We start from the raw sequence: 26,503 nt of genomic DNA, 5'->3' as shown, positions 1-26,503 counted from the left end.
TCCGTGCCGGCCGCCCAGCGTCAGCTCTTGATGCGGTACTCGGCGCTGCGCGCATGCGCCGTCAGCGATTCGCCTCGAGCCAGCACCGACGCCACCTTGCCCAACGTCGAGGCACCTTCGGCCGAGCAATTGATGATCGACGAGCGCTTCTGGAAGTCATACACACCCAGCGGCGAGGAGAAGCGCGCCGTGCCCGAGGTCGGCAGCACGTGGTTCGGGCCAGCGCAGTAATCGCCCAGCGCCTCGGCGGTGTAACGCCCCATGAAGATCGCGCCGGCATGCCGAATCTGCGGCAGCCATTGCTCCGGCTCGGCGACCGAAAGCTCCAGGTGCTCAGGCGCGATGCGGTTGGCGACATCGATCGCCTGCTGCATGTCGGCCACCTGAATCAGCGCACCACGGCCTTCGATGGAGGTACGGGCGATATCCGCACGCTCCAGCGTCGGCAGCAGACGGGCGATGCTTTCGGCGACGCGATCAAGGAAGGCGGCATCCGGGCTGACCAGAATCGACTGGGCATCCTCGTCATGCTCGGCCTGGGAGAACAGGTCCATGGCGATCCAGTCGGGGTCGGTCTGGCCGTCGCAGACCACCAGGATTTCCGACGGGCCGGCGATCATGTCGATGCCGACCTTGCCGAACACATGGCGTTTGGCGGTAGCCACATAGATGTTTCCGGGGCCGACGATCTTGTCCACTGGAGGCACGCTCTCGGTGCCGTAGGCCAGCGCCGCGACTGCCTGAGCGCCACCGATGGTGAAGACCCGATCGACGCCGGCAATGCAGGCCGCCGCGAGCACCAACTCATTGAGCTCGCCACGCGGGGTAGGCACGACCATGACCACTTCCGGCACACCAGCAACCTTGGCCGGAATGGCGTTCATCAGCACCGACGATGGATAGGATGCCTTGCCGCCGGGCACGTAGAGGCCGGCGCGGTCCAGCGGGGTGACTTTCTGCCCCAGCACCGTGCCGTCGGCTTCGGTATAGGTCCATGAGTCCTGTTTCTGCCGCTCGTGATAGCTGCGCACCCGCTCGGCAGCAATTTCGAGGGCCTCGCGCTGTGCCGGGGTAATCCGCTCGAGGGCCTGCTCCAGACGTGCGCGTGGGAGGATCAGATCAGCCATGGAGGCGACCTGTAGTCCATCGAAGCGCTGGGTCAGCTCGACCAGCGCCGCATCGCCGCGCTCGCGCACAGCCTTGATGATCTCCAGCACTCGCTCGTTTACGCCATCGTCGGAAACGCTTTCCCAGCTCAACAGATGATCCAGATGACGTGCGAAATCGGCATCGGCAGCGTTGAGTCGGCGAATGGCGGAGGGAGCGGTCATAGCGGGCCTCATGGTTGGCTAGGCATCGGAAGCGGCCGGCTTCATTGCAATGGCACGAAGCGCAGGCCGGGCTCTCAGGCGCCGCTAGAATATCAAGCCCACCGTGCGGGCACCTGAGAATTTCAGCTATGGCACGGATAGGCAGGCGCGGTGGCGACCGCGAAACGCATCAATGCTGATGCTGCTGAACCGCCGTATGCAGGGTATCGATCAGCGCTTGGATGCGCGCGTGCTGCATCTTCATCGAAGCCTTGTTCACCACCAGCCGCGAACTGATGTGTGCGATCAATTCCTGGGGTTCCAGGCCATTGGCACGCAGGGTGTTGCCGGTGTCGACGACGTCGATGATCTTATCCGCCAGCCCCACCAGCGGCGCCAGCTCCATCGAGCCGTACAGCTTGATGATGTCGACCTGGCGGCCCTGCTCGGCGTAGTAGCGCTTGGCGACATTGACGAACTTGGTCGCCACGCGCAGACGGCCCTTGGGCTCCGGCGCACCGACCTTGCCGGCGGTCATCAACTTGCAGTTGGCGATGCGCAGATCGAGTGGCTCGTACAGCCCCTGGCCGCCGTACTCCATCAGCACATCCTTGCCGGCGACGCCGAGATCGGCCGCACCATGCTCGACGTAGGTGGGCACGTCGGTAGCGCGGACGATCAGCAGACGCACATCATCCTGAGTGGTCGGGATGATCAGCTTGCGGCTCTTGTCCGGGTTCTCGGTGGGCACGATGCCGGCTGCGGCGAGCAGCGGCAGGGTATCGTCGAGGATGCGGCCTTTGGACAGGGCGATGGTAAGCATGGAGCACATTTCCTTTGGAACCTCGGGTGGGCCCTTGATAGTCCAGGGCCCGCTAGCCATCCGTCTCGCGAAAACCTAGCCCGGCACGCGGCGAATCTTCGCGCCCAGCAGCTGCAGCTTCTCTTCGATGCACTCGTAGCCACGATCAATGTGGTAGATGCGATCGATCAGCGTATCGCCCTCGGCAACCAGGCCGGCGATGACCAGGCTTGCCGACGCGCGCAGATCGGTCGCCATGACCGGCGCACCTTTGAGACGCTCGACGCCGGTGACAATGGCGGTATTGCCTTCGACCAGAATCTGCGAGCCCATGCGGTTCATCTCGTAGACGTGCATGAAGCGATTCTCGAAAACGGTCTCGATCACCGTGCCGGTGCCTTCGGCAATGGCGTTCAGCGCAATGAACTGCGCCTGCATGTCGGTCGGAAACGCGGGGTATGGCGCAGTCCGCACGTTGACTGCCTTTGGCCGCTTGCCCTTCATGTCCAACTCGATCCAGTCGCTACCGGTGTCGATATGCGCGCCAGCCTCAACCAGCTTGTGCAGCACAGCTTCGAGCAGCGTTGCGTCGGTATCCTTCAAGCGAACACGGCCACCAGTGGCAGCCGCCGCGACCAGATAGGTCCCGGTTTCAATACGGTCGGGCATCACGCTGTAACGACCACCACCAAGACGTTTGACCCCATCGATGGTGATGGTGTCGGTGCCGGCACCGGAAACCTTAGCACCCATGGAGTTGAGGAAGTTGGCCAGGTCAACCACCTCGGGCTCACGCGCGGCGTTTTCCAGCACGCTGCGGCCGTTGGCCAGCGCGGCGGCCATCATGATGTTTTCGGTACCGGTCACACTTACCGTATCGAAGAAGAAATGCGCACCACGCAATCCACCGGCAGGCGCCTTGGCCTTGATGTAGCCACCTTCGACGTCAATGTGCGCGCCCATGGCTTCGAGACCACGGATGTGCAGATCGACCGGCCGCGAGCCAATGGCGCAACCGCCGGGCAAGGCAACTTCGGCCTCACCAAAACGCGCGACCATCGGGCCGAGCACCAGAATCGAGGCGCGCATGGTCTTCACCAGCTCATAGGGCGCAACCAGCGTCTTGATGCTGCTGGCGTCCACTTCGACACTGAGCTTCTCGTCAATGACCGGCTGCACGCCCATGCGACCGAACAGCTCGATCATCGTGGTGATGTCGTGCAGGTGCGGCAGGTTGCATACCGTGACAGGGGTGTCGGCCAGCAAAGTGGCGGCCAGAATCGGCAGGGCGGAGTTCTTCGCACCGGAAATGCGAATCTCGCCATCAAGGCGAATACCGCCGGTAATGATCAGTTTGTCCATGAGTATTCCCGTAAGCCGCAGGCTGTAAGCACTGCCGAAGGGGGCGGCGCAGTCAATTCGACGCGCTCTGCCTGGAATGAGTGGAGGTGCTGGCCGCCAGCGATCAGGCGCGCCCGGCCCAGTCGACGCGACTGAAGAACTTCATGGTGACGGCGTGAATGCTGCCGTCGGCGATCCAGGGGTTGAGGTGGGCGTAGATCTGCTGCTGGCGTTTGACCGGGCTCAGACCGGCCAGCTCGTCACTGATCACGTTGAGCTGGAAGTTGCAGCCTTCGCCTTCCACTTCTACCTGGGCACCTGGAATCTTCTCTTCCAGGAAATTCTTCACTTCTTGGGCCTGCATGTTCAACCTCGATCGGCGCAGGACGCGCACGGGCCGCTCATCATACAAAAAAGCCCGAAGGCTGCGAACCCCGAACCTCGCCGAACCAACGGAGATGTCTCAATCGAGCGTCTCGGCGCCCTGGTCACGGCTACGCGAATGGCGTGACCGAGCGCTATCGCTTTGCACGGCGGGAAAGCGTGAGGAGGCGAAGCGCACCACCAGAATCGCCAACGCCAGAAGCAGGATCGCACCGGATACGTAGACCACGCCCATGTCAGGACGATGGTGGTGGGAAACATCGGAGATCAACAGGCGGGTCAGCGCGGTAATCGCCACGTAGATCAGGAATCGCACCGGCATGTGGTTGGTCTTGAAATAGATCCCGACCATCGCACCCAGCTCCAGGTAGATGAACAGCAGCAGGATGTCATCGACCGTGATATGGCCCTTCTCGACCATGCCAAGAAAGGCCATGACCGCCGCCCAGGCCGTCACCGCGCCGATCGCAAACAGCGCCAGGTAGTGGAACGTCTCGACCAGCAGATTGCCCAGCGATTCGGCCAGCTCATGCACGCTATCGCGCAGCTCTTCCGCCCAGCGCAGTTTCATACGGCTATTCCTTTCAGACCCGGGATGCTTCCAGCGGCAGGATATCCAGCAAGCCGGACACCTTGGCAATCTTTTCCATATCGTCAGGTAACGCAGTGACGCGCAGTTCGACGCCGGCGGCCTTGGCATCGCGCATGAACGCCAGCAGAAGAGAAAGCCCGACACTGCTGGACCGCTCGATCGCCGAGCAATCCAGCATCAGTGCCGAGCGGCTGTCCGCGATCAGCGCTCGCCCGGCCTCGCGCAGCGCGGGCCCGCTGCTATAGTCGAGCACGCCGATCATGCGCAGTTCGCCTTCGGCACCACGCTCGATACGCGCCTCACTCATCGCCTGCGGCCTGCTGACCGGCCTCGGTGTCCTTGGTTCGCGCCACTACCTCGGCCCAACCATCGATGGTCTTGTCCAGATCGCCGCCGTTACGCTGCATGGAATCGGCGAACTGATCGCGGAACAGCTTGCCAATGTTAATGCCATTGATGATCACATTGCGCACCCGCCACTCGCCGGCGTTGACCATGGTGTAGGACACCGGATAGATCTCGCCCTGGCGCCCTACCACCTCCATGCCGACGCTGGTGCGCTTGTCATCCGACTTGCCGCTCGACGGCAGCACGCGGATCTGCTGGTTGTTGTATTCCAGCAGGGCGTTGCCATAGAACTGCATCAGGCTGCGCTTGAAATTCTCCTGAAAGCGCGTCATCTGCTCAGGCGAGGCGTTGCGCGAATATTTGACGGTCATGATGCTGCGCGAGATGCCTTCGGCATCGACGACCGGGCCGAGAATCTCGTTCAGCGAGTCATAGAAAGCCGCCGGATCGTTGCGGTACTGCTCCTTGTTGGCCTTCAGATCGGCCAGCAACTCATCAGTGGTCTGCTGAATGACCTGGTGGGCTGTCAGCGCAGCGTGGGAGAACATGGGCAGAACGGCCAACAGAATCAGCAGGCCGCGGCGCAAGGCAGTCATCATGTGCATCTCCTTCAATCTTTGTTAACCGAGTTGAGCAGGAATTTGCCGATCAGATCCTCGAGCACCAGCGAGGACTGGGTGTCCTGAATGGTGTCGCCATCGGCGAGCAACTCCTCCTCACCGCCGACGCTGATGCCGATGTACTTCTCACCCAGCAGCCCTGCGGTAAGGATCGAAGCCGTCGAGTCGGCCGGCAGGATGTCGACATCCTGCTGGATTTCCAGCGTGACTCGTCCGGTGTAGCTGTCACGATCCAGGTCGATCGCGGTGACCTTGCCGATGGTCACGCCAGCCATGGTCACCTTGGATCGGACAGTCAATCCGGCAATATTGTCGAAATAGGCATACAGCTTGTAAGTGTCGGCATCAGTAACGCTCAGCCCGCTGACACGCAGTGACAGCAGTAGCAAGGCCAGCAGCCCGGCAAGCAGGAACAGCCCGACACCCATTTCCAGTGTGCGGATACGCATCAGAAATCTCCAAACATCAACGCGGTCAAAATGAAATCGAGGCCGAGCACCGCCAGCGAGGCGTAAACCACAGTCCGGGTGGTGGCACGGCTGATACCTTCGGAGGTCGGGTCGCAATCGTAGCCCTGGAACACGGCGATCCAGGTCACTACCAGCGCAAAGACGACGCTCTTGATAACGCCGTTGAGCACATCGGAACTGAAGTCGACACTGTTCTGCATGTTGGCCCAAAACGAGCCTTCGTAGACACCGAGCCACTCCACCGCCACCATCGCTCCGCCCCAGATACCGACCACGTTGAAGATCAGCGTCAGCAGCGGCAGCGAGATGAAACCGGCCCAGAGGCGCGGCGCGATGATGTACTTGAGCGGATCGACTCCGATCATTTCCAGGCTCGAGAGCTGCTCGGTCGACTTCATGTTGCCGATCTCGGCCGCCAGAGCCGAGCCGGCACGCCCGGCGAACAGCAGCGCAGTAACCACCGGACCGAGCTCGCGCAACAGGGTCAGTGCGACCATCTGCCCAACCGCCTGCTCGGAGCCGTAGCTGCTGAGAATGTTGTAGCCCTGCAGCGCCAGCACCATGCCGATGAAGATGCCGGAGACAACTACAATGGCCAGTGACAGCACACCAACCGAATAGAGCTGCTTGACCAGCAGCGAAAAACCGTTACGCAGCCCGCTTCGCCCGAACAGCGCATGCACGAGAAATATCGTCGAGCGCCCCAGGGCTGCCAGCACATCCAGTCCGGCGCGACCGAGCAGGGCAATCCGATCCAACAACGAACGCTTACGCATCGGTGCCTCTCAGTAGATCGTCGGCATAGGCCGGCGCAGGAAAATGGAATGGCACCGGCCCGTCGGCTGCGCCCGTCATGAATTGCCTGATGCGCGGATTGTTCGACTCCATCAGCTCCGCCGGCGTGCCCTGGCCAAGCACCTGGGCATCGCCAACCACGTAGATGTAGTCGGCAATGGACGCGGTTTCGGCCAGATCGTGCGAGACGACAATACTGGTGATGCCCAGCGCGTCGTTGAGCAGACGAATCAGCCGCACGAGGACGCCCATCGCTATCGGATCCTGTCCGGCAAAGGGTTCGTCATACATCAGAATCTGCGGATCCAGAGCAATCGCCCGCGCCAGCGCGACACGCCGCTTCATACCACCGGACAGCTCGTCGGGCATCAGCTCGATGGCGCCACGTAGCCCTACCGCTTCGAGCTTCATCAGCACGATGTCGCGGATCATCTCGTCTGGGAGCTTGGTATGCACCCGCAGCGGAAACGCAACGTTCTCGAACACGTCGAGATCGGTGAACAGTGCCCCGCTCTGGAACAGCACACCCATCTGCTTGCGCATGTCGAACAGCTCGCTGCGCGAGAGGCTCGGCAGATTGTTGCCCGCCACCCAGACTTCACCACGCGACGGCATCAGCTGCGCAGCGATCAGGCGCAGCAGCGTCGTCTTGCCACAACCGGACGGCCCCATGATGGCCGTAACCTTCCCTCGCGGTATGGCGATATCGACATCGTTGAAAATACTGCGCTCGCCTCGCTTGAAGGTCACTCCCTTCAGCTCGACGGCGAAGTCATTGCAGGCGCTCATCTGGTCTCCTTGCATGCAGTCTGAGAAACAGACGGCTCCCGATGACGCTGGGATACTTTCTGCCCTGACCGTTTTCGGCGGCGCACTATAGCATCGCGCCAGAGGCCGCCCAACCGATGAGCGTTTCGGCAGATGACGAGCGACGCCCCGTTCAGCTTCGGTTCAGCTCAGGCTGATCAAATTGATTGTGCCGGCCCACAGTGATGTGCCGACATTTTCCATGAGCCCGCAACGGATTCTCGCTATAATCGCCGCCTTTTAATCGGACGACCTCGCCAGCCATGAGCCAGAGCAGCCAATTGATCGAAACCGCGCAACGCACCATCCGCCTGGAAATAGAAGCGGTTGAGCAGTTGAACGCACGTATCGATGCCGATTTCGTGCAGGCTTGCGAGCTGATCCTTGGCTGCAAGGGCCGAGTGGTCGTGGTTGGCATGGGCAAGTCCGGGCACGTCGGCCGCAAGATCGCCGCCACATTGGCCAGCACCGGCACCGCCGCCTTCTTCGTGCACCCCGCCGAGGCCAGCCATGGCGACATGGGCATGATCACTCAGGACGACGTGGTCCTCGCCCTCTCCAACTCCGGCACCACCAGCGAGATCGTCACCCTGTTACCGCTGATCAAGCGGCTCGGCATCACCCTGATCAGCATGACCGGCAACCCGAATTCGGTGCTGGCCAAGGCCGCTGCGGTGAATCTGGACGCCAGCGTCGCCATCGAAGCCTGCCCGCTGAATCTCGCGCCGACCTCCTCCACCACTGCCAGCCTGGTGCTCGGCGATGCCCTGGCTATCGCGCTGCTCGAGGCTCGTGGGTTCACTGCTGAAGATTTCGCCTTCTCTCACCCGGGCGGCGCGCTGGGCCGCCGGCTGCTGTTGAAAGTCGAGCACGTCATGCATACCGGCGAGCGCCTGCCGAGGGTTCCGCGCGGCACATCGCTGCGCGACGCCCTGCTGGAAATGACGCAAAAGGGCCTGGGCATGACCGTCATCGTCGAAGCGGACGGACGACTCGCCGGCATCTTCACCGACGGCGACCTGCGCCGTGCGCTGGACAAGGGAGTCGACGTTCGCCAGACGCGCATCGACGAGATCATGACCGTGCACGGCAAGACCGCCCATGCCGAGATGCTCGCCGCCGAGGCTCTGAAGATCATGGAAGACCACAAGATCAGTTCGCTGGTAGTCGTCGATGACCAGGAGTTGCCGATTGGCGCGCTGAACATGCACGACCTCCTGCGCGCGGGGGTGATGTAATGCACGAACACCTGCTGCAACGCGCCCGCGACATTCGCCTGGCGATCTTCGACGTCGACGGTGTGCTCACCGATGGCCGCCTTTATTTCCTGACCGACGGCAGCGAGTTCAAGACGTTCAACACACTGGACGGCCACGGCATCAAGATGCTGATCAACTCCGGCGTGCGCACCGCGATCATCAGCGGGCGCAAGACGCCCGTGGTAGAGCGTCGAGCACAGAACCTCGGCATCCAGCACCTTTATCAGGGGCGCGAGGACAAGCTGGTCGTGCTCGACGAACTGCTGACCGAACTTGGCCTGAGCTACTCTGAAGTAGCCTATCTCGGTGACGACCTGCCTGATCTGCCGGTGATACGCCGCGTAGGCCTCGGCATGGCCGTGGCCAGCGCCGACACCTTCGTTCGTGAACATGCCCATGGCGTTACCCTGGCCCGCGGTGGCGAGGGTGCGGCACGCGAGTTCTGCGAACTGATCATGCGCGCGCAGGGCACCCTGGCCGCCGCGCAAAACGCATATCTGTAGGGGTCTGCATGCTTCGCAAAATGCGCTTCGCTGTCCTGCTGACGCTGATCGCCGCCCTGCTGGTGGCGGTCGGCTACTGGAACATCCGGCCGGAAAGCTTCATGCAGGAGCCGTCCGTCGCCAGTGGCGCAACGCCTGATGTCGACTTCTATGTGATCAATTCCCGCACGGTGCAATATCAGCCCGACGGCAAGCGCAACTACGAACTGACTGCAGACAAGCTCGAGCACATCAAGGCGAGCGACATCAGCCTGCTGACCAAACCGGATCTGCTGTCCTATCGCGGCACCGAACTGCCGTGGCACGTGCGTAGTGAGCGCGGCGAAGTATCGGCCGAAGGCGACGAGGTGCTGCTGATCGATCAGGTCAAGGTCGAGCGCACCGACGCCAAGGGGCGCCCGACGATCCTCACCACCAGCCGCCTGACGGTGTGGCCGGAGAAGGATTATGCCGAGACAAACCAAGCCGTTAGAATCGAGGCCGCCAATGGCGTGACCACGGCAACCGGCATGAAAGCGTACATGGATGACGGCAGGATGATCCTGCTGTCCAACGTAAGAGGCCAGCATGAGCTGCGTTAAGACTCTCCCCCTCCTGCTCGGTTTGAGCGCATTCTGGCTTGGCGCCAGCGCCTGGGCGCTTCCCGAGGATCGTGAACAGCCAATCCGCGTTCAAGCCGACACCGCCGAACTGGACGACCGACAGGGCGTGGCGGTCTACCGCGGCGACGTGGTCATCACCCAGGGCACGATGAAGATCACCGGCGACACGGTGACCATTACCCAGGATGACAACGGCGACGTCGAAGTATTCACCTCCATCGGCAAGCCGGCCTACTACGAGCAGAAGCCTGCGGTGGACAAGGAGATCGTCAAAGCCTACGGCCTGACCATCCAGTATTTCGCCGCCAACGAGCGGATCGTGCTCATCGATCAGGCCAAGGTCGTTCAGGAAGGCAACACCTTCGAAGGCGAGAAGATCGTCTATGACACCCGTCGGCAGATCGTCAACGCCGGTCGCGCCACCAATGCCGATGTCACCACGCCGCGCCCGCGCGTGGACATGGTGATCCAGCCGCGCAAGAACGGTCAGGCTGCGGAGCAGCCCGAGTAATGGCCGTTCTCAAAGCCCAGCATCTGGCCAAGAGCTACAAGAGCCGGCAGGTCGTGCGCGATGTCAGCCTGTCCATTGAAAGCGGGCAGATCGTCGGCCTGCTCGGCCCCAACGGCGCAGGCAAGACCACCTGCTTTTACATGATCGTCGGCCTGGTGAATGCCGACCAGGGCCGCGTGCTGATCGATCAGGACGACGTCACCCACCTGCCGATGCACGGCCGCGCGCGGGCCGGCATTGGCTACCTGCCACAGGAGGCCTCGATCTTTCGCAAGCTCTCGGTCGCCGACAACATCATGGCCATTCTCGAGACCCGCAAGGATCTGGACCGCAACGGCCGTCAGCAGGCGTTGGAAGGCCTACTGCAGGAATTCCATTTAAACCATATCCGCGACAGCCTCGGCATGAGCCTCTCTGGTGGTGAAAGACGCCGCGTGGAGATTGCCCGCGCACTGGCCACCGCACCGAAGTTCATCCTGCTTGATGAACCCTTTGCCGGTGTGGACCCGATTTCGGTGGGCGATATCAAGCAGATCATCCATCACCTCAAGGCCAAGGGCATCGGCGTGCTGATCACCGATCACAACGTCCGCGAGACCCTGGATATCTGCGAGACGGCCTACATCGTCAACGACGGGCAACTGATCGCCGAGGGCGATGCGCAGACCATCCTGAGCAATCAGCTGGTCAAGGAAGTCTATCTGGGCCACGAATTCCGCCTGTAAGGCGGATTTTTTGCTCGGCTCGGCAAATCGGCTCTAGGCAAAGGCTTCATCGGCAGGCATATAATTTGCTTTCTGCCGGCGCCCCGCGCACGGCATGTCGGAATGGGCGCGGTTGCGCCGGCATAAAAGGTTCGAAGTCCTCTGCCATGAAACCATCGCTAGTCCTGAAGATGGGCCAGCAGCTGACGATGACACCGCAGCTGCAACAGGCCATAAGGCTCCTCCAGCTATCCACCCTCGATCTGCAACAGGAGATCCAGGAGGCGCTGGACTCCAATCCCATGCTCGAGCGCGAAGAAGACGGAGACGACTTCGACAGCTCCGACCCTATGGCCGAGGCCGCTGAACGGCCAGGCGACACCGTCACCGAGAAGAGCAGCAGCCAGGAAAGCACCTACGAGGAGCCCTCTCATAGCAGTGACAGCCTGGACGACAGCGACGGCGACTGGGGCGAGCGGATTCCCAGCGAGCTTCCGGTCGACACCGCATGGGAAGACATCTACCAGACCAGCGCCAGCAGCCTGCCCAGCAACGATGACGACGAGTGGGATTTCACCAGCCGGACATCGAGCGGCATAAGCCTGCAGAGCCATCTGCTGTGGCAGCTCAACCTCGCGCCAATGAGCGACACCGACCGGCTGATCGCGACCACCCTCATCGACTGCATCAATGAACAGGGTTATCTCGAAGAGACGCTGCAGGAAATCGTCGACTCGTTCGATCCCGAGCTGGAAATCGAACTCGACGAGGTCGAGGTCGTTCTGCGTCGTATCCAGCAATTCGAACCGGCCGGCATCGGCGCACGTGATCTGCGTGAGTGCCTGCTGTTGCAGCTGCGCCAACTGCCCGACCGCACACCATGGCTGAGCGAAGCGAAGCGTCTGGTCAGCGACTATCTGGATATCCTCGGCAGCCGGGATTACAGCCTGCTGATGCGGCGAATGAAGATCAAGGAAGACGATCTGCGCCAGGTCATCGAACTGACCCAGAGCCTGAACCCGCGCCCGGGGTCGCAGATCGAGGCGAGCGAACCGGAATACGTGGTGCCCGACGTGATCGTGCGCAAGCACAATGATCGCTGGCTGGTCGAGCTGAATCAGGAAGCCATGCCGCGCCTTCGCGTCAACGCGCAATACGCCGGTTTCGTCAAACGCGCCGACTCCAGCGCGGACAACACCTTCATGCGCAACCAGCTGCAGGAAGCGCGCTGGTTCATCAAGAGCCTGCTCAGCCGCAACGAGACCCTGATGAAGGTGGCGACTCAGATCGTCGAACACCAGCGCGCCTTCCTCGAGCATGGTGACGAGGCGATGAAGCCTCTGGTACTGCACGACATCGCCGAGGCGGTGGGCATGCATGAGTCGACCATCTCCCGCGTGACCACGCAGAAATACATGCACACGCCACGCGGCATCTACGAACTCAAATACTTCTTCTCCAGCCACGTCAGCACGGCGGAAGGCGGCGAATGTTCGTCCACCGCGATCCGCGCGATCATCAAGAAACTGGTCGCCGCGGAAAACCAGAAAAAGCCGTTGAGCGACAGCAAGATCGCTGGTTTACTGGAAGCGCAGGGCATCCAGGTGGCCCGCCGCACAGTTGCGAAGTACCGCGAGTCGCTCGGTATCGCACCATCCAGCGAGCGCAAACGTCTACTGTGATCGGCCCCTGGTCGAACTGTCCCGGCGGCAGGCCTACCAACCTGCTCTTCGTACAAGGCAAAGGAGATAGCAGTATGCAAGTCAACATCAGCGGTGTTCATCTGGAAGTAACCGATGCCCTGCGTGACTACATCGAGGAGAAATTCGATCGGCTTGCTCGCCACTTCGACCGCATCATCAGCGTTCAGGTGATCCTCCAGGTCGAGAAACTCAAGCAGAAAGCCGAAGCAACCTTGCACGTCGCAGGCCGCGAAGTCGTGGCCATCGCCGATCACGAAGACATGTACGCTGCCGTCGACCTGTTGGTCGACAAGCTCGATCGCCAGTTGATCAAGCACAAGGAGAAGCAGCTCGACCACACACAGGGCGCTGTCACCCGCTGACTCCAATATGATCCGACTCGAAAACATCCTCACCCCCGGGCGTTCCTTGGTGAACGTCCCGGGCGGTAGCAAGAAGCGCGTCCTGGAACAGATCGCCAAGGTGATCGCCCAGGACCTTATCGATCTCGATTCCCAAACTATCTTCGAAAGCCTGATCGCGCGCGAGAAGCTCGGCTCGACCGGCTTCGGCAACGGCATCGCCATCCCGCACTGCCGCATGGTTGGCTGCAATGCGCCGCTGAGCGCCGTTCTGCGCCTGCAGACGCCAGTGGATTTCGACGCCATCGACGGCGCGCCGGTGGACCTGCTGTTCGTCCTGCTGGTACCGGAGGCCGCCACCGACGAGCATCTCGAACTGCTGCGCCAGATCGCCAGCATGCTCGACCGCGAAGACGTACGCCAACGACTGCGCCAGGCGCCGAGCAACGAAAGCCTCTACCAAGTAGTGGTCGACGTGCAGAACGGGGCATAGATGCGGCTGATCATCGTCAGTGGACGCTCGGGTTCGGGCAAGAGCACTGCACTGAATGTGCTCGAGGACAACGGTTTCTATTGCATCGACAACCTGCCTGCCGGACTGTTGCCTGAGCTTGCCGAGCGAGCCCTACTGCACACTGAGCTGCTGCATCCGCAGGTCGCCGTGTCGATCGACGCGCGCAACCTGCCCAGCCAGCTCAAGCGCTTCCCCGAGCTACTCGAAGAAGTCCGCGCCAGGCACATCCAGTGCGATGTGCTCTATCTGGATGCCGACGATGAGACCCTGCTCAAGCGCTTCTCGGAAACCCGCCGCCGCCATCCACTGACCAACGAAAATCGCTCTCTGGCCGAAGCGATCCATGATGAGGAGTTGCTGCTCGCAGCGATCATCGATCACGCCGACCTGAAGATCGACACCACCCATCTCAATCTCTATCAGCTGCGCGACGTGCTCAAGTTGCGCTTGCTCAACAAGCCTGAGCCGGGCACTGCTTTTCTGGTCGAGTCATTCGGTTTCAAGCGCGGGATGCCGGTCGATGCCGATCTCGTGTTCGACGTACGTTGCCTGCCCAACCCTTACTGGAAAGCCGAGCTTCGCGACTTTTCCGGGCTAGACCAGCCGGTGATCGACTACCTCAGCGCCCAGGCCGACGTGGAAGAAATGTTCCAGGATATCCACGGCTATCTGAGCAAATGGCTGCCGCGCTTTGCAGCCAGCAACCGCGCATATGTCACCATCGCCATCGGCTGCACCGGCGGCCATCATCGCTCGGTCTACCTGGCCGAACGGCTAGGCCAGGCGTTGAGAGAACCGCTGAAGAACCTGCAGGTCCGTCATCGGGACCTCGCCTAGGAATACCTGCACCATGCCCGCCCGCGAAGTCACCATCATCAACAAACTCGGCCTGCACGCGCGCGCTGCCGCCAAGTTCGTCGCCGTTGCCAATCGCTACCCCTGCAAGATTCGCGTTGGCCGCTGTCCGGCCACGCTGGTCGACGGAAAGAGCATCATGGCGGTCATGATGCTCGCCGCCAGCAAAGGCACCACCGTGCACCTGGACACCGAAGGTGAACAGGAAGAGGACGCACTGAACGCGCTGACCGCGCTGATCGACGACTATTTCGAAGAAGGCGAGTAGACACCTTGCCACAGCGGCGCGAATCGTTGCCGACCGCGCCGCGCCTACCTTACTTGCCAGCGACCATCATTCGCTCGACCAGCACCGAGCCGGTCCGCACGTTGCCGCGCGTTTCCACATCGCAACCGACCGCCACGATCTGGCGGAACATGTCGCGCAGATTTCCGGCAATCGTTACTTCCTGTACCGGGAACTGGATCTCGCCATTCTCGACCCAGTAGCCGCCGGCGCCACGAGAATAGTCGCCGGTCACCAGATTCAGGCCCTGTCCCATCAGCTCCGTCACCAGCAGGCCTCGGCCCATGCGCCGGATCAACGCCGCCTGATCCTCTTCCCCATGGCTGACGAACAGGTTGTGCACACCCCCGGCGTTGGCCGTACTGGGCATACCGAGCTTGCGTCCGGAATAGGTCGAAAGCACATAGGAGAGCAAGCGACCGTTTTCCACGAACGGCTTGGCATAGGTTGCCAGGCCATCGCCATCGTAGCTGGCACTACCGAGGGCACGGGGAATGTGCGGACGCTCATCGAGGCTCAGCCACTCGGGAAACAGCGTCTGCCCCAGGGCATCCTCGAGATAGGACGCCTTGCGGTAGAGATTTCCGCCGGAAATCGCTGCAATGAAGTGGCCAAACAGACCGGTCGCCAGCTCGGGGGCGAAAAGTACCGGCACTTCGCAGGTAGGAACCGGGCGCGCGCCCAGACGTCGCACGGCACGCTCGGCTGCGCGCCGGCCGATGGTCTGCGGGTCGAGCAGCGCCTCGCCGATGCGATTGACGTCGTAGAAATAGTCACGCTGCATCTGCCCTTCGCTCTCGGCGATCATCACGCAACTCAGGCTGTGACGGCTGCTGCAATAGCCCCCGATGAAGCCGTTGCTGTTGCCATAGGCGCGGCAGCCCTGATGGGTATTTAGCGTAGTGCCGTCTGCGTTGCGGATACGCTGATCGAAGGCGAACGCGGCGTCTTCACAACTGAGCGCCTGCTCGATGGCTTGTTCGGGGGTGACCGCCCACGGATGGTAAAGATCGAGATCGGGAAGCTCGCGAGCCATCAGCGTAGCGTCAGCGAGGCCAGCAAATTCGTCCTCCGAGGCATGCCTGGCGATGGCCAGCGCGGCGGCTACGGTTTCACGGATGGCGTCGTCACCACTGCCGGTGGTGCTCGCAGTGCCTTTGCTCTGGCCGACATAGAGCGTGATGCCGAAGCCCTGGTCGCGATTGAACTCGACCGTCTCCACCTCGCGCTGACGCACTGTGGTCGACAGCCCCTGCTCCATGGAGACCGAAACCTCGCTGGCGCTGGCGCCCTGCCGACGCGCTTCCTCGATGATGCGCTCGACCTTCTCGCGCAAACCGGGCAGCGCGTGCGGGCCGATGCCCTCTACTTCACTCATAAGCACTCCCAAACCACTGCAATCGAATCAAGTTGCAACCTGGCGCCGCTCCTCTGAAGCCTGCTGCCAGGGCTGCTGTTATCATGGCGGCATTTCCTAGTGGACCATCCCCATGTCTGAACACTCCGACGCCGACGATTTCGACGAAAAAAGCAAGTCCCAGGTCAAACGCGAGCTGCTTGCCCTGCAGGAGCTAGGCGAGCGGCTAACTACCCTCAAGCCCGACCTCATCGCTCGCCTGCCGCTGAGCGACGCGTTGCAGAAGGCGCTGGCCGACGCGCCGAAACACAAGGCGCATATCGCGCGCAAACGGCACATCCAGTACATCGGTAAGCTGATGCGCGACCAGGATGTCGATGCCATTCTCGCGCTGGTCGATCAACTGGACGCCTCGACGCGCCAATACAACGAGCGCTTCCATGCGCTGGAGCGCTGGCGCGACCGTCTGATCGGCGGTGACGACGCCACCCTGGAAGCGTTCGTATCCGAGTACCCCGAGACCGATCGCCAGCATCTGCGCGGGCTGATCCGCCACGCCCAGCACGAGGCGGCGCGCGACAAGCCGCCGGCCGCCAGCCGCAAGATATTCAAGTACATCCGCGAACTGGACGAAGCCAAACGCGGCTTGCGCTGACGGCAATCTCAACCCGCACCTCAACCTCTACCCTTGAAGCTCGCGGCTGGCACTCGCCGCGGCTTCACGCACCCGTTCCGCCTACGGTTATCTCGTCGATCTTCAGGGTCGGCTGGCCGACGCCCACCGGCACCGACTGCCCATCCTTGCCACAGGTGCCGACACCACTGTCGAGCGCCAGGTCGTTACCGACCATCGATACCCGGTTCATCACCTCGGGGCCATTGCCTATAAGCGTCGCGCCCTTCACCGGCGCGGTGATCTTGCCGTCCTCGATCAGATAGGCCTCACTGGTGGAGAAGACGAACTTGCCGCTGGTGATGTCGACCTGACCGCCGCCGAGGCTGGCGCAGTAGATGCCCTTCTTCACTGAGCAAATGATTTCTTGCGGATCGCTTTCGCCGGCCAGCATGTAGGTGTTGGTCATGCGCGGCATCGGTAGATGCGCGTATGACTCGCGGCGGCCGTTACCGGTCGGCGCGACGCCCATAAGGCGGGCGTTTAACTTGTCCTGGATATAACCCTTGAGAATGCCGTTCTCGATCAGCGTGGTGCATTGGGTCGGCGTGCCTTCGTCATCGACGCTGAGCGAACCTCGGCGATCCGCCAGGGTACCGTCATCGACGATGGTGCACAGGCTCGACGCCACCTTCTGCCCGATCCGGCCACTGTAGGCCGAGCTGCCCTTGCGATTGAAATCACCCTCCAGGCCATGGCCGACGGCCTCGTGCAACAGCACGCCGGACCAGCCAGGCCCAAGCACAACCGGCAAGGAACCGGCCGGTGCCGGCACCGCTTCGAGGTTGACCAGCGCCTGACGCAGTGCCTCGCGGGCGTAGCCCATGGCGCGATCCTCGCTGAGGAAGTACTGGTAGCCGGTACGCCCGCCGCCACCCTGGCCACCGCGCTCGCGGCGGCCGTTCTGCTCGACGATCACGCTGACGTTGAAACGCACCAGAGGGCGGATGTCGGCCGCCATACCACCGTCCATTCCGGCCACCAGGATATGCTCCCAGACGCCCGCCAGGCTTACAGTCACCTGCTTGATGCGAGGGTCCAGCGCCCTGGTCGCGACGTCGATGCGCTTGAGCAGCTCGACCTTCTCGGCACGGCCGAGCCCGTCGAGCGGATTGTCCTGCGCGTACAACGGCGCGAATGCCGCCCTGGACAGCACCTTGACCTGGCCTTGCTGGCCGCTGCGCGCGATGGAGCGTGCAGCCTGAGCCGCCTGACGCAATGCATCGGCAGTGATCGCGTTGCTGTAGGCGAAACCGGTTTTCTCGCCGGACAGTGCGCGCACGCCGACGCCCTGCTCCAGATGGAAGCCGCCCTCCTTGACGATGCCATCCTCGAGCACCCAGGACTCGGAAACCTGATCCTGAAAGTACAGGTCCGCCGCATCCACGCCGGGCCCGGCGAGTTCACCGAGCAAGCCTGGCAGGTCATCGATACCCAGGCCGCCAGGTGTCAGCAGTCGCTCGGTGACAGGTAACAGCAGTTCACTCATATTCACTCCAAACGGTCCGTGGCCAGGCACGGTACGGAAAATCGGCGGTGGCGCTGCAGCGGCATTCGCTGGCGGATGGCAGCCTGTTCGGACGCATCCCGAGCGGCAACCAAAGCCGCCTCGCCAGTCGCCTGCTCGCACAGCAGACGGCCCCATGGGTCCACGATAGACGAATGCCCATGGGTGAGGCGACCACCAGGATGCTCTCCACCCTGTGCGGCAGCCAGGATATAGCACTGAGTCTCGATGGCACGGGCACGAATCAACGTCGCCCAGTGCGCTTCACCGGTCACCGTGGTGAACGCCGACGGCACGCTGATCAACTCGGCACCTGCCGCCCTCAGCGCACCATACAGCTCGGCGAAACGCAGGTCATAACACACGCTCAGCCCCAAGCGTCCAACCGGTGTGTCGGCGATCACCAGCCGTTGCCCCGCCGCATAGTCGTCCGATTCACGGTAGTGACCACGGTTGTCAGCGACCTCCGCATCGAACAGATGCAGCTTGTCGTAGCGCGCCACCCGCTGCCCCTGATCATCGAACAGCAGAGAGCAGGCATTCGGCTTGCCCTGCGGGTCGTCGTCGGGCGGTAACGGCAAGGTGCCGGCTACGATCCACAACCTGAGGTCACGGGCGACCTGTTTCAACCAGGGCAGGATCGACCCGTCGCCAGCGGCTTCGGCGCGACCCAGTTGCGGCAGATCGCTGCGGCCCATTGCGGCGAAGTTCTCCGGTAGCACCGCCAGCCGCGCGCCCGCTTCGGCCGCCTGCTCGAGCAGCTCGCGCGCGCGGGCCAGATTGAGCGTTACATCCGCCTGGCTGGCCATCTGAATCACGGCTAAGGACATGCTATCCCCGATGCTGAAAGACCCGGCTCGATGCGGATCAGTTGGGCTTTTCGAATGGTTTGTCGAAGCTGATCTTAGGCGCCTGCCAAGGCCCCTTGACGTCGTACTGTACGCTGGCGAAACGCGCCACGCGGTCGCCGAGCAGCTTGTCCACCACGAACAGCGCCCCGCCGATCGCCGGTGCGCCGACAATCAGCGCCGCCAGCGGCAGGTTGTTGCTGATCGGCAAGGTAACCAGCAACTTGGCGTCGATCTCGTCACGCGCCATATCCAGCCTGCCATCCAGCTCGAGGTTGGTCGACGGACCGCTGACAGTGATGGGCTCGCGGGTATTGAACACACCCTCCTTGGCCAGCAACCGCCCATCCAGCCGGTCGTAACTGAGCCCCTTGCTGAACAGATCGGAGAAGTCCAGCCGCAGGCGGCGCCCTATCGAATTGAAGTTGAGCACGCCGAACACGCGCAGCGCCTGGGCGCTGCCGTCGATCTCGACAAACTGCCCCTTGCGCAGCCGAGGTCGCATGCTGCCGGAATAGCGCGCCATGGCGAACCAAGCCGGCGAACCAGGCCACTGCCCATCCACATCCAGGCGAAAACTGTCACTGGTCACCGAAGGCGCAAAGCCCCACGCGAGCAATACGTCAGCGAGATTGCGCCCTTCGAGGCGGCCCTTGTACCAGGTCTGCGCACTGCCCCAGCCGCCGTTCCCGGTAATCTTCAGGCCCTTGAGGTCGAGAGCGATATCGCGGAACTCGGCCCCGCCGCTGACCGGGCGCAGCTTCAACGCCCAGGCGCCGAGCACATCGTCGCCCAGGGAAACCCGTTCGATCGCGACATCCATTGCCGGCAGGCTTTGCGGGTCGACATCAGCCAGCGGATCGGGTCGTTCCTTGACCGCCTCGTTGGATTGCGCGGCAGCCGGCAGACGCAGGCGCTGGAGATCGGCAACGATGATGCCGCCCTCGGCATCTGGCAGGCGAACCGAGCCGCTGATGATCGAACTGCGAAGGCCAAGGTCCCAGGCTTCCCTCATTCGCCGCAGGTCCAGCCCAAGATTGTCGATCCGGGTGCCAAAACCTTCGAAACGATCGATATCGACCTGCGCCCGGCGCAGCAGCGAGCCGGTCGTCTGCTGCGCTTGTGCCTTGCCGTGCTGTTCGAGCACCGCCTGCCAGGCTTTCAAGTCGAGCTGCGGCAGGCGCCCCCTGACATAAAGCCCGGCACTGGCCGGAAGGTTGGCCGCCCCAGGCCCGAGACGCAGCTCGCCGCGGCCGTGCGCCCAAGAACCCGGCGGCGCAGCGAACGTCAGCGCGGCGAGTGACCCGTGCCGGACACCGTAGCGACGCTCGGCCCCTTGCAGGGACATCCGCAACGAGGTGTCACGGCGCTGGCGTGCAGGCTTGCCGAACGGCGCTGGCAGATCGATGCGCAGCCCCTGTAGCGAAGAGTCGATCTGCAACTGACTGTCCTCACCTGCCAGATCCAGTCGCAACTGATAGGGCAACTCACCGCTGGCGGGCAGCGGCTGCCCGATAGCGAGCCACTCAGCCAGACGCTTCAACCCCACGGCGCCCTGTGCCTCCACGCGAGAGGCAGGCTTGCCAGGCGCTCCTGTCGCTACCGCCTTGCCCTTGACCGGAGCGCCGAACAGACGCGCCTGGATGGCCTCTGCACTCAAGCCTCGCGCGGTGTCGTAGCGGAAACTGCCACTGAGTTGCTCGAAGGCAAGCTCCGGCTCGGGAATCTTCAGTTTCGCATCGTCGCTGGCGAAATCCACGATGACCCGCGGCGTGCCCTTGCCCAGCGGGATCTGCAGATCGAGCGCGCCGCTGAGCGCACCCTGCCCCTGCCAGCCAGCGAAGATCTCACCGGTTCCGATCGGTGCCTCCTGAAGCAGCTTCAAGGCGTCCGCCAGGCTGCTGGCGACCTGCCCCTTCACGGCCAACTGCGGCACGTTGCCGTCGCCGAGGCGAGGAATGTCCGCTGTCACATCACGCACGTGACTGTCGAGAATCCGCCCTTCCGCGAGCCGGACGCGAACCCCGCTGTCTTCGATCAGCACCTCGCCACGGCCCTGCTGCAGCACGGGCCAGCCGGGCTGAAACGCCAGCTCGGCATCGCGCACCTTGAAGTACAGGCTCAGGCTGCGCGCGCTGTCGGAAGCTCCCTTGCTCAATGCGCCCTGGTACTGGAAATAACCTTGCTCGACCGTACCGCTGCGAATCGCTTCCTTGAGCCAGCTGACCAGCGCCGGGCTTAACGCCGGTGAGCGTGCCGGCAAGTACTTTTCGGTAAAGCGCGCGTCGCCTTCGCTCAAGCCAACCCGCAGGTCCATGTAATCCTCTGCCGCGGGATCCCTGGCCAGGCGGATCAGGAAGTCACCGGCGATCTTGCCTTCCTCGCCGTCGATACGCAGATAGGGCGCAGCCAGCGTGAAGGCCTGCTCGTCCAGCGTCCAGGTCAGACGCCCGCCGGCGTGTCGGTAGCGCCAGGGCTCGGGGTACAGCGGCGCAAGTTGCAGGCTGAAGTCGTCGCTGTCCAGGCGCAGTTCTCCGCCGCCCATATCACCGCGAATGCTGCCACTCGCGTTGCCCACCGCAGGTATCCAGTTGTGTGCGGCGAAACTGATACGGTCCAGATTGGCAGCGAATTGCAGCCGCTGCGGCGACTCCATCTGGGGGCGGTAGTCGAGCTGCAGGTTGCGCAATGTTCCATTGGGCTGCAGCGCCGTCAGCGTCTCGGCTGCGGCCGGTGGTAGCGGCGCCAGTGCACGGACGAGTGTGGCGATCGGCGCGATACCCAACCGATCAGCCTGCAGCTGCCAATGCTGCTGAGTCTGATCCTGCTGAACCTGGATTCGCGCATCGCCCCAGCGCTCGCCTTCGAGATCGAACGCCAGCCGGTCCAGCAGTAGCCGGTAGCCCTGCTCGTTGCGATCGATATAAGCCTCACCCCCAAGGTCCTCGAGCTGAACAGGCTCACGATCGGCAAAGGACGTGATCAGTTGCGGCGCGTTAATCCGTAGAACAGCACGCTCCAGCGCCTTTTCGCGCCAGGTTGCCCACAGCTCACCTCCCATCTTCAACGTCTGCAGATGCCAGTCGGCAGTCAGTCGGCGCGGCAACCAGGCGGCCCAGTCGCTTTGTGGCAGGCTGAGATAAACCTGCGCCTCGGCGTGCTGCCAGCGCTGCGGCTGCACCCGCCCCTCAATGCTCAAGGCCAGGGGCTGGCCATCCGGCAGGATGCTGCGCCCGTCCAAGCGGAGCCGCACACCGTCGACGAGCAGGCCCAGATCGGTGTAGCTCAGGGTCAGCGGCGGTTCTCCGAATGGCTCCAGCGTGATCTGGCTGTTGCGCACCGCCAGCCCACGCACCCGCTGCAACGACTCGAGAATCTTCTGCGGTTCGGGCGGTTTCTGCTCGGTACGGGCCGGCAAGCCCTCCACTCGCCACTTGCCCTCGGCATCTTCAGCGACAGACAGCTGCACGCCGCTAAACTCCAACCGGCTCAGCCGCCACGCTCGCGCCCAGAGGCTGGCCGCCAGGTCTGGGACGATGGCAATACGGTCCAGGCGCATCGCGCTGTCACCCTCGCCGAGCAGTACATCATGCGCCAGCAAACGGGGAGCGAAGCCCTCCCAGCGGCCTTCGAGCCTGCCCAGCGCGATTGGCATGCCCAGCGCCGCCTGCGCCTTCTCCTGCACCTCGGCCCGGTACTCGGCGATTACAGGCACCAGCTGCCGCCCCAGGCTCACGTAGAGCGCGGCCAGAATCAGCCCGAACGCGATTACCCAGAACAGCTGGCGCGACAGTGTCACGAGGAAGGCAGCGAGGCGGTTCATCTGGATGCGCTCCGGTCATCCTGGCCCTTGCGGCCGGGTCTACCATTGTTCAGAGCAACACCACGTCGTACTGTTCCTGGGAGTACATGCTTTCCACCTGGAACTTGATCGAGCGACCGATAAAGGCCTCCAGGTCGGCGACATTGCCCGACTCCTCGTCGAGCAGACGATCGATCACCTTCTGATTGGCCAGCACCCGATAGCCTTCCGCCTGGTAGGCCCGCGCCTCACGCAGGATCTCGCGGAATATCTCGTAGCAGACGGTCTCCGGCGTCTTCAGCTTGCCGCGCCCCTGACAGCACATGCAGGGTTCGCACAGCACCTGTTCGAGGCTTTCGCGGGTGCGCTTGCGGGTCATCTGCACCAGGCCGAGTTCGGTGATGCCGATGATGTTGGTCTTGGCGTGATCGCGCTCGAGCTGCTTCTCCAGCGTGCGCAGGACCTGGCGACGATGCTCCTCGTCCTCCATGTCGATGAAGTCGATGATGATGATGCCGCCCAGATTGCGCAGCCTGAGCTGGCGGGCAATGGCAGTGGCCGACTCGAGATTGGTCTTGAAAATGGTTTCTTCCAGCGTGCGATGACCGACGAATGCACCGGTGTTGACGTCGATGGTGGTCATCGCCTCGGCCGGATCGATGATCAGGTAACCGCCGGACTTGAGCATGACCTTGCGCTCCAGCGCCTTCTGGATCTCGTCCTCGACGCCATAGAGATCGAAGATCGGCCGCTCGCCCGGATAGTGTTCGAGGCGGTCGCCCAGCTCGGGCATCAGCTCGCCGACGAACTGGGTGACCTTCTGGAAATTCTCCCGCGAATCGATACGGATCTTCTCGATCCGCGGATTGACCAGATCACGCAGGGTCCGCATGGCCAGAGAGAGGTCTTCGTAGATTACCGTGGGCGCTTCGACGGTCTTGATCTGACTGGCGATCTGCTCCCACAGACGGCGCAGATAGCGGATATCCATGAGTATCTCGTCGCTGCCGGCCCCTTCAGCCGCGGTACGCAGGATGAAGCCACCGGCTTCCTGGATGCCCTCTGCCTCAACGCATTGGGCAACGACCTGCTTGAGCCGCTCGCGCTCGGCTTCATCTTCGATACGCAGGGAAATGCCGACATGGCTGGTGCGCGGCATGTACACCAGGTAGCGCGATGGGATCGACAGCTGTGTGGTCAGGCGCGCGCCCTTGGTGCCAATGGGGTCCTTGGTGACCTGCACCACCAGACTCTGGCCTTCGTGAACCAGGGCGTTGATCGGCTCGACCGCATTTCCCTCGCGGGCGGAAATCTCGGAAGCGTGGATGAACGCGGCGCGATCCAGCCCTATGTCGACGAACGCCGCCTGCATCCCCGGCAGGACGCGCACCACCTTGCCTTTGTAGATGTTGCCGACGATGCCGCGGCGCTGGGTGCGCTCGACATGCACCTCCTGCAGGACACCGTTCTCCACCACCGCCACCCGCGACTCCATGGGGGTGATGTTCATCAGGATTTCTTCGCTCATTGTTGTTCTCGGCGGTGGCTTGATGTGCAGCGCTAGCTGGTGGTTGAGTCGATTCTAACCGGCCTGCGCGCCGAAGCCACGGGCTCTAGCTTGAGCCTTTGGTCCAACGTGGAAGTCCGAAGGCGTCGATCAGCTGCGCCGTTTCACATAACGGCAGGCCAACCACCGCCGAATAGCTGCCGTGCAACTGGCTGACGAACACCGCGCCCCAGCCCTGGATGGCGTAACCGCCCGCCTTGTCCGCCGGCTCTGCGCTATCCCAATAGCGTTCGGCTTCGGCTTCGTAGATGGTACGGAAGGTCACCTCGCTGATGACCACACGCACCTCGCAGGCACTTCGACTGGCCAGCGCGACGGCGGTCATGACCCGGTGCGTACGCCCGGATAACGCCGCCAGCATGGCGAGCCCGTCGGCACGGTCGGCAGGCTTGCCGAGAATATGCTGATCGAGCACCACGCTGGTGTCGGCACCCAGCACGCAGCCGTCGCGATCCCCCAGACTGACGAGCCCGGCGAGCGCCTTGTCGCGCGCAACGCGCTCGACATACGCCTCGGGCGACTCGGTTGGCGAGGGCGTTTCATCGACGGACACGCCGACGAGAGAAAACGGCACGCCGATCTGCGCGAGCAATTCGCGGCGGCGGGGTGATGCCGAGGCAAGAAACAGAGCGCCCATGGCAGTTCCTCAGACGGTAAAGCGACAGCGTCGCATATCCGGGGTACGTCGAGGAAGGCGCAGAGGACCGGCGTAAGGACTACGCCGGGCATGGATCAGAACTTGAAGTTGACCACCTGATCACCCTTGAGCGACAGCGTGCGCTTCTGGGTAATGCCACCGGAGGTGACCTGAATGTCATAGACACCGCTGTCAAGCACCAGCGAAACCGGCGTGGCGCCATGCTCCTGGTCGTTGATGCGGACCCGATCGTCGTACTTGTTGCTGCGTACGATCAGCGAGTGGGTCTTGCTGTCGCATTGCTCGTAGGGCACATCGAGAATCGCGCACGGCATCATCTTCTTCGCCGTGATGGTCGCCTCGACGTTCATCTGCGCATTGACGGTGCCGTCCAGGCTCATGCTTGCCTGGGCGAAGTCGGTACGTGTGCGGTAGCGGTACCAGGCGGTATCCAGTTCGACATCGGCAACCTGCTCGCGGATATCCTCGGCCAGCACACGCTGGTAGTTTTCCAGCACCCATTGCGACATCTGACCATCGTTGCGGTGCTCGGCCAGGCAGGCCGCGAGGCTCTTGCTGGCGGAACAGCGGAACGAAACCGACTGCTCGAAGCGAATGGTCTTGTCCAGCTTGCGGGCAATGGCCTGAATCTTCTTGCTGTTGCGCTCGCGAACCTCGGCCGCCAGCTGGGTCTTGAGACGATCGACGTCACGCGCGGCAAGCGAGAACTTCAGGTGCTGGCTGCCGAGATCCTTCTCCAGAGCTTCGACGCGTTCGCCAATGGCTTTCTCGGCCTCGGCACTACGTTTGTGCTCGTCCAGCAGCTCATCGAGACGCTTGCGCTCGGCGCTCTGACCGAGGAAGTCGTCGACCTCCAGGCGAATCAGCTTCTTGCTGTTGGCCAGCTGCAATTGCACGGCAGCGAGCTCGCTCTTCTCGGCCCGCAGCGCATCTTCAAGCTTCTGCTTTTCAAGGAGGATGGCGTCGAGCTCTGCAATCTTGCCGGCCAGCTGCTCGGCGCGAGGCGAATCGGCAGCGGACTCAGAGGAAGCGGCAACGGTGGAGAGCGTATCTGGGGCCGACAGCTTGGCCAACTGAGGGGCCTGCGGGGCGCTATCGGCCTGAGAGTAACCAGTGCTCATGACCAGCGTCATCAGCAGCGACCCTACCGCGCCGGCAGCCAGCACCGCACGGGCGCCACGAGAGCCTTGCGGCCTGGAAAAAATCGAACTGCCAGCTTCCATACTCATCGCCCGTGCTGTTGTGCTTATCGTCTTCTGAAGCAGAAACCAGTAATGGCGGAACGCCATAGCGGCAGCATGATTTCAGAATTGCTTTGGAGCAGCAAGGCGTAAGCCGTGCCCG

The 26,503-nt window shown here is 62.7% G+C and carries 28 protein-coding genes; 11 read left to right on the top strand and 17 right to left on the bottom strand.

Features of this window, described 5'->3' with window-relative positions:
- Nucleotides 1-20: 20 nt before the first annotated feature.
- The 10 genes from hisD to CW305_RS16635 all read right to left on the bottom strand — a co-directional run bounded on the left by hisD (nucleotide 21) and on the right by CW305_RS16635 (nucleotide 7,451).
- Nucleotides 21-1,331: a histidinol dehydrogenase gene (gene hisD / locus CW305_RS16680; protein WP_104098446.1), complete on the bottom strand. Its 1,311-nt coding sequence runs from the start codon at nucleotides 1,329-1,331 to the stop codon at nucleotides 21-23.
- A gap of 169 nt (nucleotides 1,332-1,500) precedes the next feature.
- Nucleotides 1,501-2,133 carry an ATP phosphoribosyltransferase gene (gene hisG / locus CW305_RS16675; protein ID WP_003302822.1) on the bottom strand — a complete coding sequence of 211 codons (633 nt, stop codon included), beginning with the start codon at nucleotides 2,131-2,133 and terminating at the stop codon, nucleotides 1,501-1,503.
- Nucleotides 2,134-2,208: 75 nt separating this feature from the next.
- On the bottom strand, nucleotides 2,209-3,474 hold the full coding sequence (murA, locus tag CW305_RS16670) for a UDP-N-acetylglucosamine 1-carboxyvinyltransferase (protein WP_023445909.1): 1,266 nt from the start codon (nucleotides 3,472-3,474) through the stop codon (nucleotides 2,209-2,211).
- A gap of 103 nt (nucleotides 3,475-3,577) precedes the next feature.
- Nucleotides 3,578-3,817, bottom strand: a complete 240-nt coding sequence (locus tag CW305_RS16665; protein WP_003302826.1) for a BolA family protein — start codon at nucleotides 3,815-3,817, stop codon at nucleotides 3,578-3,580.
- Nucleotides 3,818-3,916: 99 nt separating this feature from the next.
- Nucleotides 3,917-4,408 (bottom strand): phosphate-starvation-inducible protein PsiE, encoded by a 492-nt coding sequence (locus tag CW305_RS16660; protein ID WP_041014834.1) that lies wholly within the window; start codon nucleotides 4,406-4,408, stop codon nucleotides 3,917-3,919.
- 13 nt (nucleotides 4,409-4,421) lie between these two features.
- Nucleotides 4,422-4,736 carry an STAS domain-containing protein gene (locus tag CW305_RS16655; RefSeq protein WP_041014835.1) on the bottom strand — a complete coding sequence of 105 codons (315 nt, stop codon included), beginning with the start codon at nucleotides 4,734-4,736 and terminating at the stop codon, nucleotides 4,422-4,424.
- Nucleotides 4,729-5,376, bottom strand: a complete 648-nt coding sequence (locus CW305_RS16650) for an MlaC/ttg2D family ABC transporter substrate-binding protein (protein ID WP_104098445.1) — start codon at nucleotides 5,374-5,376, stop codon at nucleotides 4,729-4,731. The genes CW305_RS16655 and CW305_RS16650 overlap by 8 nt, the downstream gene beginning before the upstream one ends.
- Before the next feature lie 11 nt (nucleotides 5,377-5,387).
- Nucleotides 5,388-5,846, bottom strand: a complete 459-nt coding sequence (mlaD, locus tag CW305_RS16645; protein WP_014821378.1) for an outer membrane lipid asymmetry maintenance protein MlaD — start codon at nucleotides 5,844-5,846, stop codon at nucleotides 5,388-5,390.
- Complete coding sequence (gene mlaE, locus CW305_RS16640) at nucleotides 5,846-6,643, bottom strand: lipid asymmetry maintenance ABC transporter permease subunit MlaE (RefSeq protein ID WP_003302833.1); 798 nt, start codon at nucleotides 6,641-6,643, stop codon at nucleotides 5,846-5,848. The genes mlaD and mlaE overlap by 1 nt, the downstream gene beginning before the upstream one ends.
- Nucleotides 6,636-7,451, bottom strand: a complete 816-nt coding sequence (locus CW305_RS16635) for an ATP-binding cassette domain-containing protein (protein ID WP_014821380.1) — start codon at nucleotides 7,449-7,451, stop codon at nucleotides 6,636-6,638. The genes mlaE and CW305_RS16635 overlap by 8 nt, the downstream gene beginning before the upstream one ends.
- 281 nt (nucleotides 7,452-7,732) lie before the next feature.
- Here CW305_RS16635 and CW305_RS16630 point away from each other — a divergent pair, with 281 nt between their 5' ends.
- The 10 genes from CW305_RS16630 (at nucleotide 7,733) to CW305_RS16585 (ending at nucleotide 14,729) form a co-directional block, all read left to right on the top strand.
- Complete coding sequence (locus CW305_RS16630) at nucleotides 7,733-8,707, top strand: KpsF/GutQ family sugar-phosphate isomerase (protein ID WP_023445913.1); 975 nt, start codon at nucleotides 7,733-7,735, stop codon at nucleotides 8,705-8,707.
- Entirely contained in the window at nucleotides 8,707-9,231 is a 525-nt protein-coding gene (locus CW305_RS16625; RefSeq protein WP_045666720.1) for a KdsC family phosphatase, read from the top strand. Before CW305_RS16630 ends, CW305_RS16625 begins: the two co-directional genes overlap by 1 nt.
- Nucleotides 9,232-9,239: 8 nt before the next feature.
- Nucleotides 9,240-9,812, top strand: a complete 573-nt coding sequence (lptC, locus tag CW305_RS16620) for an LPS export ABC transporter periplasmic protein LptC (protein ID WP_104098444.1) — start codon at nucleotides 9,240-9,242, stop codon at nucleotides 9,810-9,812.
- Nucleotides 9,799-10,344: a lipopolysaccharide transport periplasmic protein LptA gene (gene lptA, locus CW305_RS16615; RefSeq protein WP_003302840.1), complete on the top strand. Its 546-nt coding sequence runs from the start codon at nucleotides 9,799-9,801 to the stop codon at nucleotides 10,342-10,344. The genes lptC and lptA overlap by 14 nt, the downstream gene beginning before the upstream one ends.
- Nucleotides 10,344-11,069: an LPS export ABC transporter ATP-binding protein gene (lptB, locus tag CW305_RS16610; RefSeq protein ID WP_104098443.1), complete on the top strand. Its 726-nt coding sequence runs from the start codon at nucleotides 10,344-10,346 to the stop codon at nucleotides 11,067-11,069. The genes lptA and lptB overlap by 1 nt, the downstream gene beginning before the upstream one ends.
- A gap of 146 nt (nucleotides 11,070-11,215) precedes the next feature.
- Nucleotides 11,216-12,730: an RNA polymerase factor sigma-54 gene (locus tag CW305_RS16605; RefSeq protein ID WP_104098442.1), complete on the top strand. Its 1,515-nt coding sequence runs from the start codon at nucleotides 11,216-11,218 to the stop codon at nucleotides 12,728-12,730.
- A gap of 74 nt (nucleotides 12,731-12,804) precedes the next feature.
- Entirely contained in the window at nucleotides 12,805-13,113 is a 309-nt protein-coding gene (hpf, locus tag CW305_RS16600; RefSeq protein WP_003302844.1) for a ribosome hibernation-promoting factor, HPF/YfiA family, read from the top strand.
- Nucleotides 13,114-13,120: 7 nt separating this feature from the next.
- On the top strand, nucleotides 13,121-13,585 hold the full coding sequence (ptsN, locus tag CW305_RS16595) for a PTS IIA-like nitrogen regulatory protein PtsN (protein WP_014821385.1): 465 nt from the start codon (nucleotides 13,121-13,123) through the stop codon (nucleotides 13,583-13,585).
- Entirely contained in the window at nucleotides 13,586-14,443 is an 858-nt protein-coding gene (gene rapZ / locus CW305_RS16590; protein WP_014821386.1) for an RNase adapter RapZ, read from the top strand.
- Nucleotides 14,444-14,456: 13 nt separating this feature from the next.
- Nucleotides 14,457-14,729 carry an HPr family phosphocarrier protein gene (locus CW305_RS16585; RefSeq protein WP_014821387.1) on the top strand — a complete coding sequence of 91 codons (273 nt, stop codon included), beginning with the start codon at nucleotides 14,457-14,459 and terminating at the stop codon, nucleotides 14,727-14,729.
- A 49-nt stretch (nucleotides 14,730-14,778) separates the two neighbouring features.
- On the opposite strand, the gene pmbA is transcribed toward CW305_RS16585, so the two are convergent.
- Nucleotides 14,779-16,125, bottom strand: coding sequence for a metalloprotease PmbA (gene pmbA / locus CW305_RS16580; protein WP_023445918.1), 1,347 nt, complete (start codon nucleotides 16,123-16,125; stop codon nucleotides 14,779-14,781).
- Nucleotides 16,126-16,237: 112 nt separating this feature from the next.
- Between pmbA and yjgA the strand changes: the two genes are divergently transcribed.
- On the top strand, nucleotides 16,238-16,759 hold the full coding sequence (gene yjgA / locus CW305_RS16575; RefSeq protein WP_014821389.1) for a ribosome biogenesis factor YjgA: 522 nt from the start codon (nucleotides 16,238-16,240) through the stop codon (nucleotides 16,757-16,759).
- A gap of 64 nt (nucleotides 16,760-16,823) precedes the next feature.
- Here the strand turns inward: yjgA and tldD are convergent, their stop codons facing one another.
- The 6 genes from tldD to CW305_RS16545 all read right to left on the bottom strand — a co-directional run bounded on the left by tldD (nucleotide 16,824) and on the right by CW305_RS16545 (nucleotide 26,382).
- Nucleotides 16,824-18,266, bottom strand: a complete 1,443-nt coding sequence (tldD, locus tag CW305_RS16570; RefSeq protein WP_104098441.1) for a metalloprotease TldD — start codon at nucleotides 18,264-18,266, stop codon at nucleotides 16,824-16,826.
- Between the two features lie 2 nt (nucleotides 18,267-18,268).
- A complete protein-coding gene (locus CW305_RS16565) occupies nucleotides 18,269-19,114 on the bottom strand; it encodes a carbon-nitrogen hydrolase family protein (protein WP_044315502.1) in 846 nt (281 codons plus the stop codon).
- 37 nt (nucleotides 19,115-19,151) lie between these two features.
- Nucleotides 19,152-22,955: a YhdP family protein gene (locus CW305_RS16560; RefSeq protein ID WP_104098440.1), complete on the bottom strand. Its 3,804-nt coding sequence runs from the start codon at nucleotides 22,953-22,955 to the stop codon at nucleotides 19,152-19,154.
- Nucleotides 22,956-23,004: 49 nt separating this feature from the next.
- Nucleotides 23,005-24,462: a ribonuclease G gene (gene rng / locus CW305_RS16555; protein ID WP_104098439.1), complete on the bottom strand. Its 1,458-nt coding sequence runs from the start codon at nucleotides 24,460-24,462 to the stop codon at nucleotides 23,005-23,007.
- Between the two features lie 85 nt (nucleotides 24,463-24,547).
- Complete coding sequence (locus tag CW305_RS16550; protein WP_104098438.1) at nucleotides 24,548-25,138, bottom strand: Maf family protein; 591 nt, start codon at nucleotides 25,136-25,138, stop codon at nucleotides 24,548-24,550.
- Nucleotides 25,139-25,233: 95 nt separating this feature from the next.
- On the bottom strand, nucleotides 25,234-26,382 hold the full coding sequence (locus CW305_RS16545) for a PEGA domain-containing protein (RefSeq protein WP_044313742.1): 1,149 nt from the start codon (nucleotides 26,380-26,382) through the stop codon (nucleotides 25,234-25,236).
- Nucleotides 26,383-26,503: the final 121 nt, after the last annotated feature.

The organism is Stutzerimonas kunmingensis, from assembly GCF_002929225.1.
GTDB lineage: Bacteria > Pseudomonadota > Gammaproteobacteria > Pseudomonadales > Pseudomonadaceae > Stutzerimonas.
Note: the sequence above shows the minus strand (reverse complement) of the source record. Positions and strands in the feature narration are given on the sequence as shown.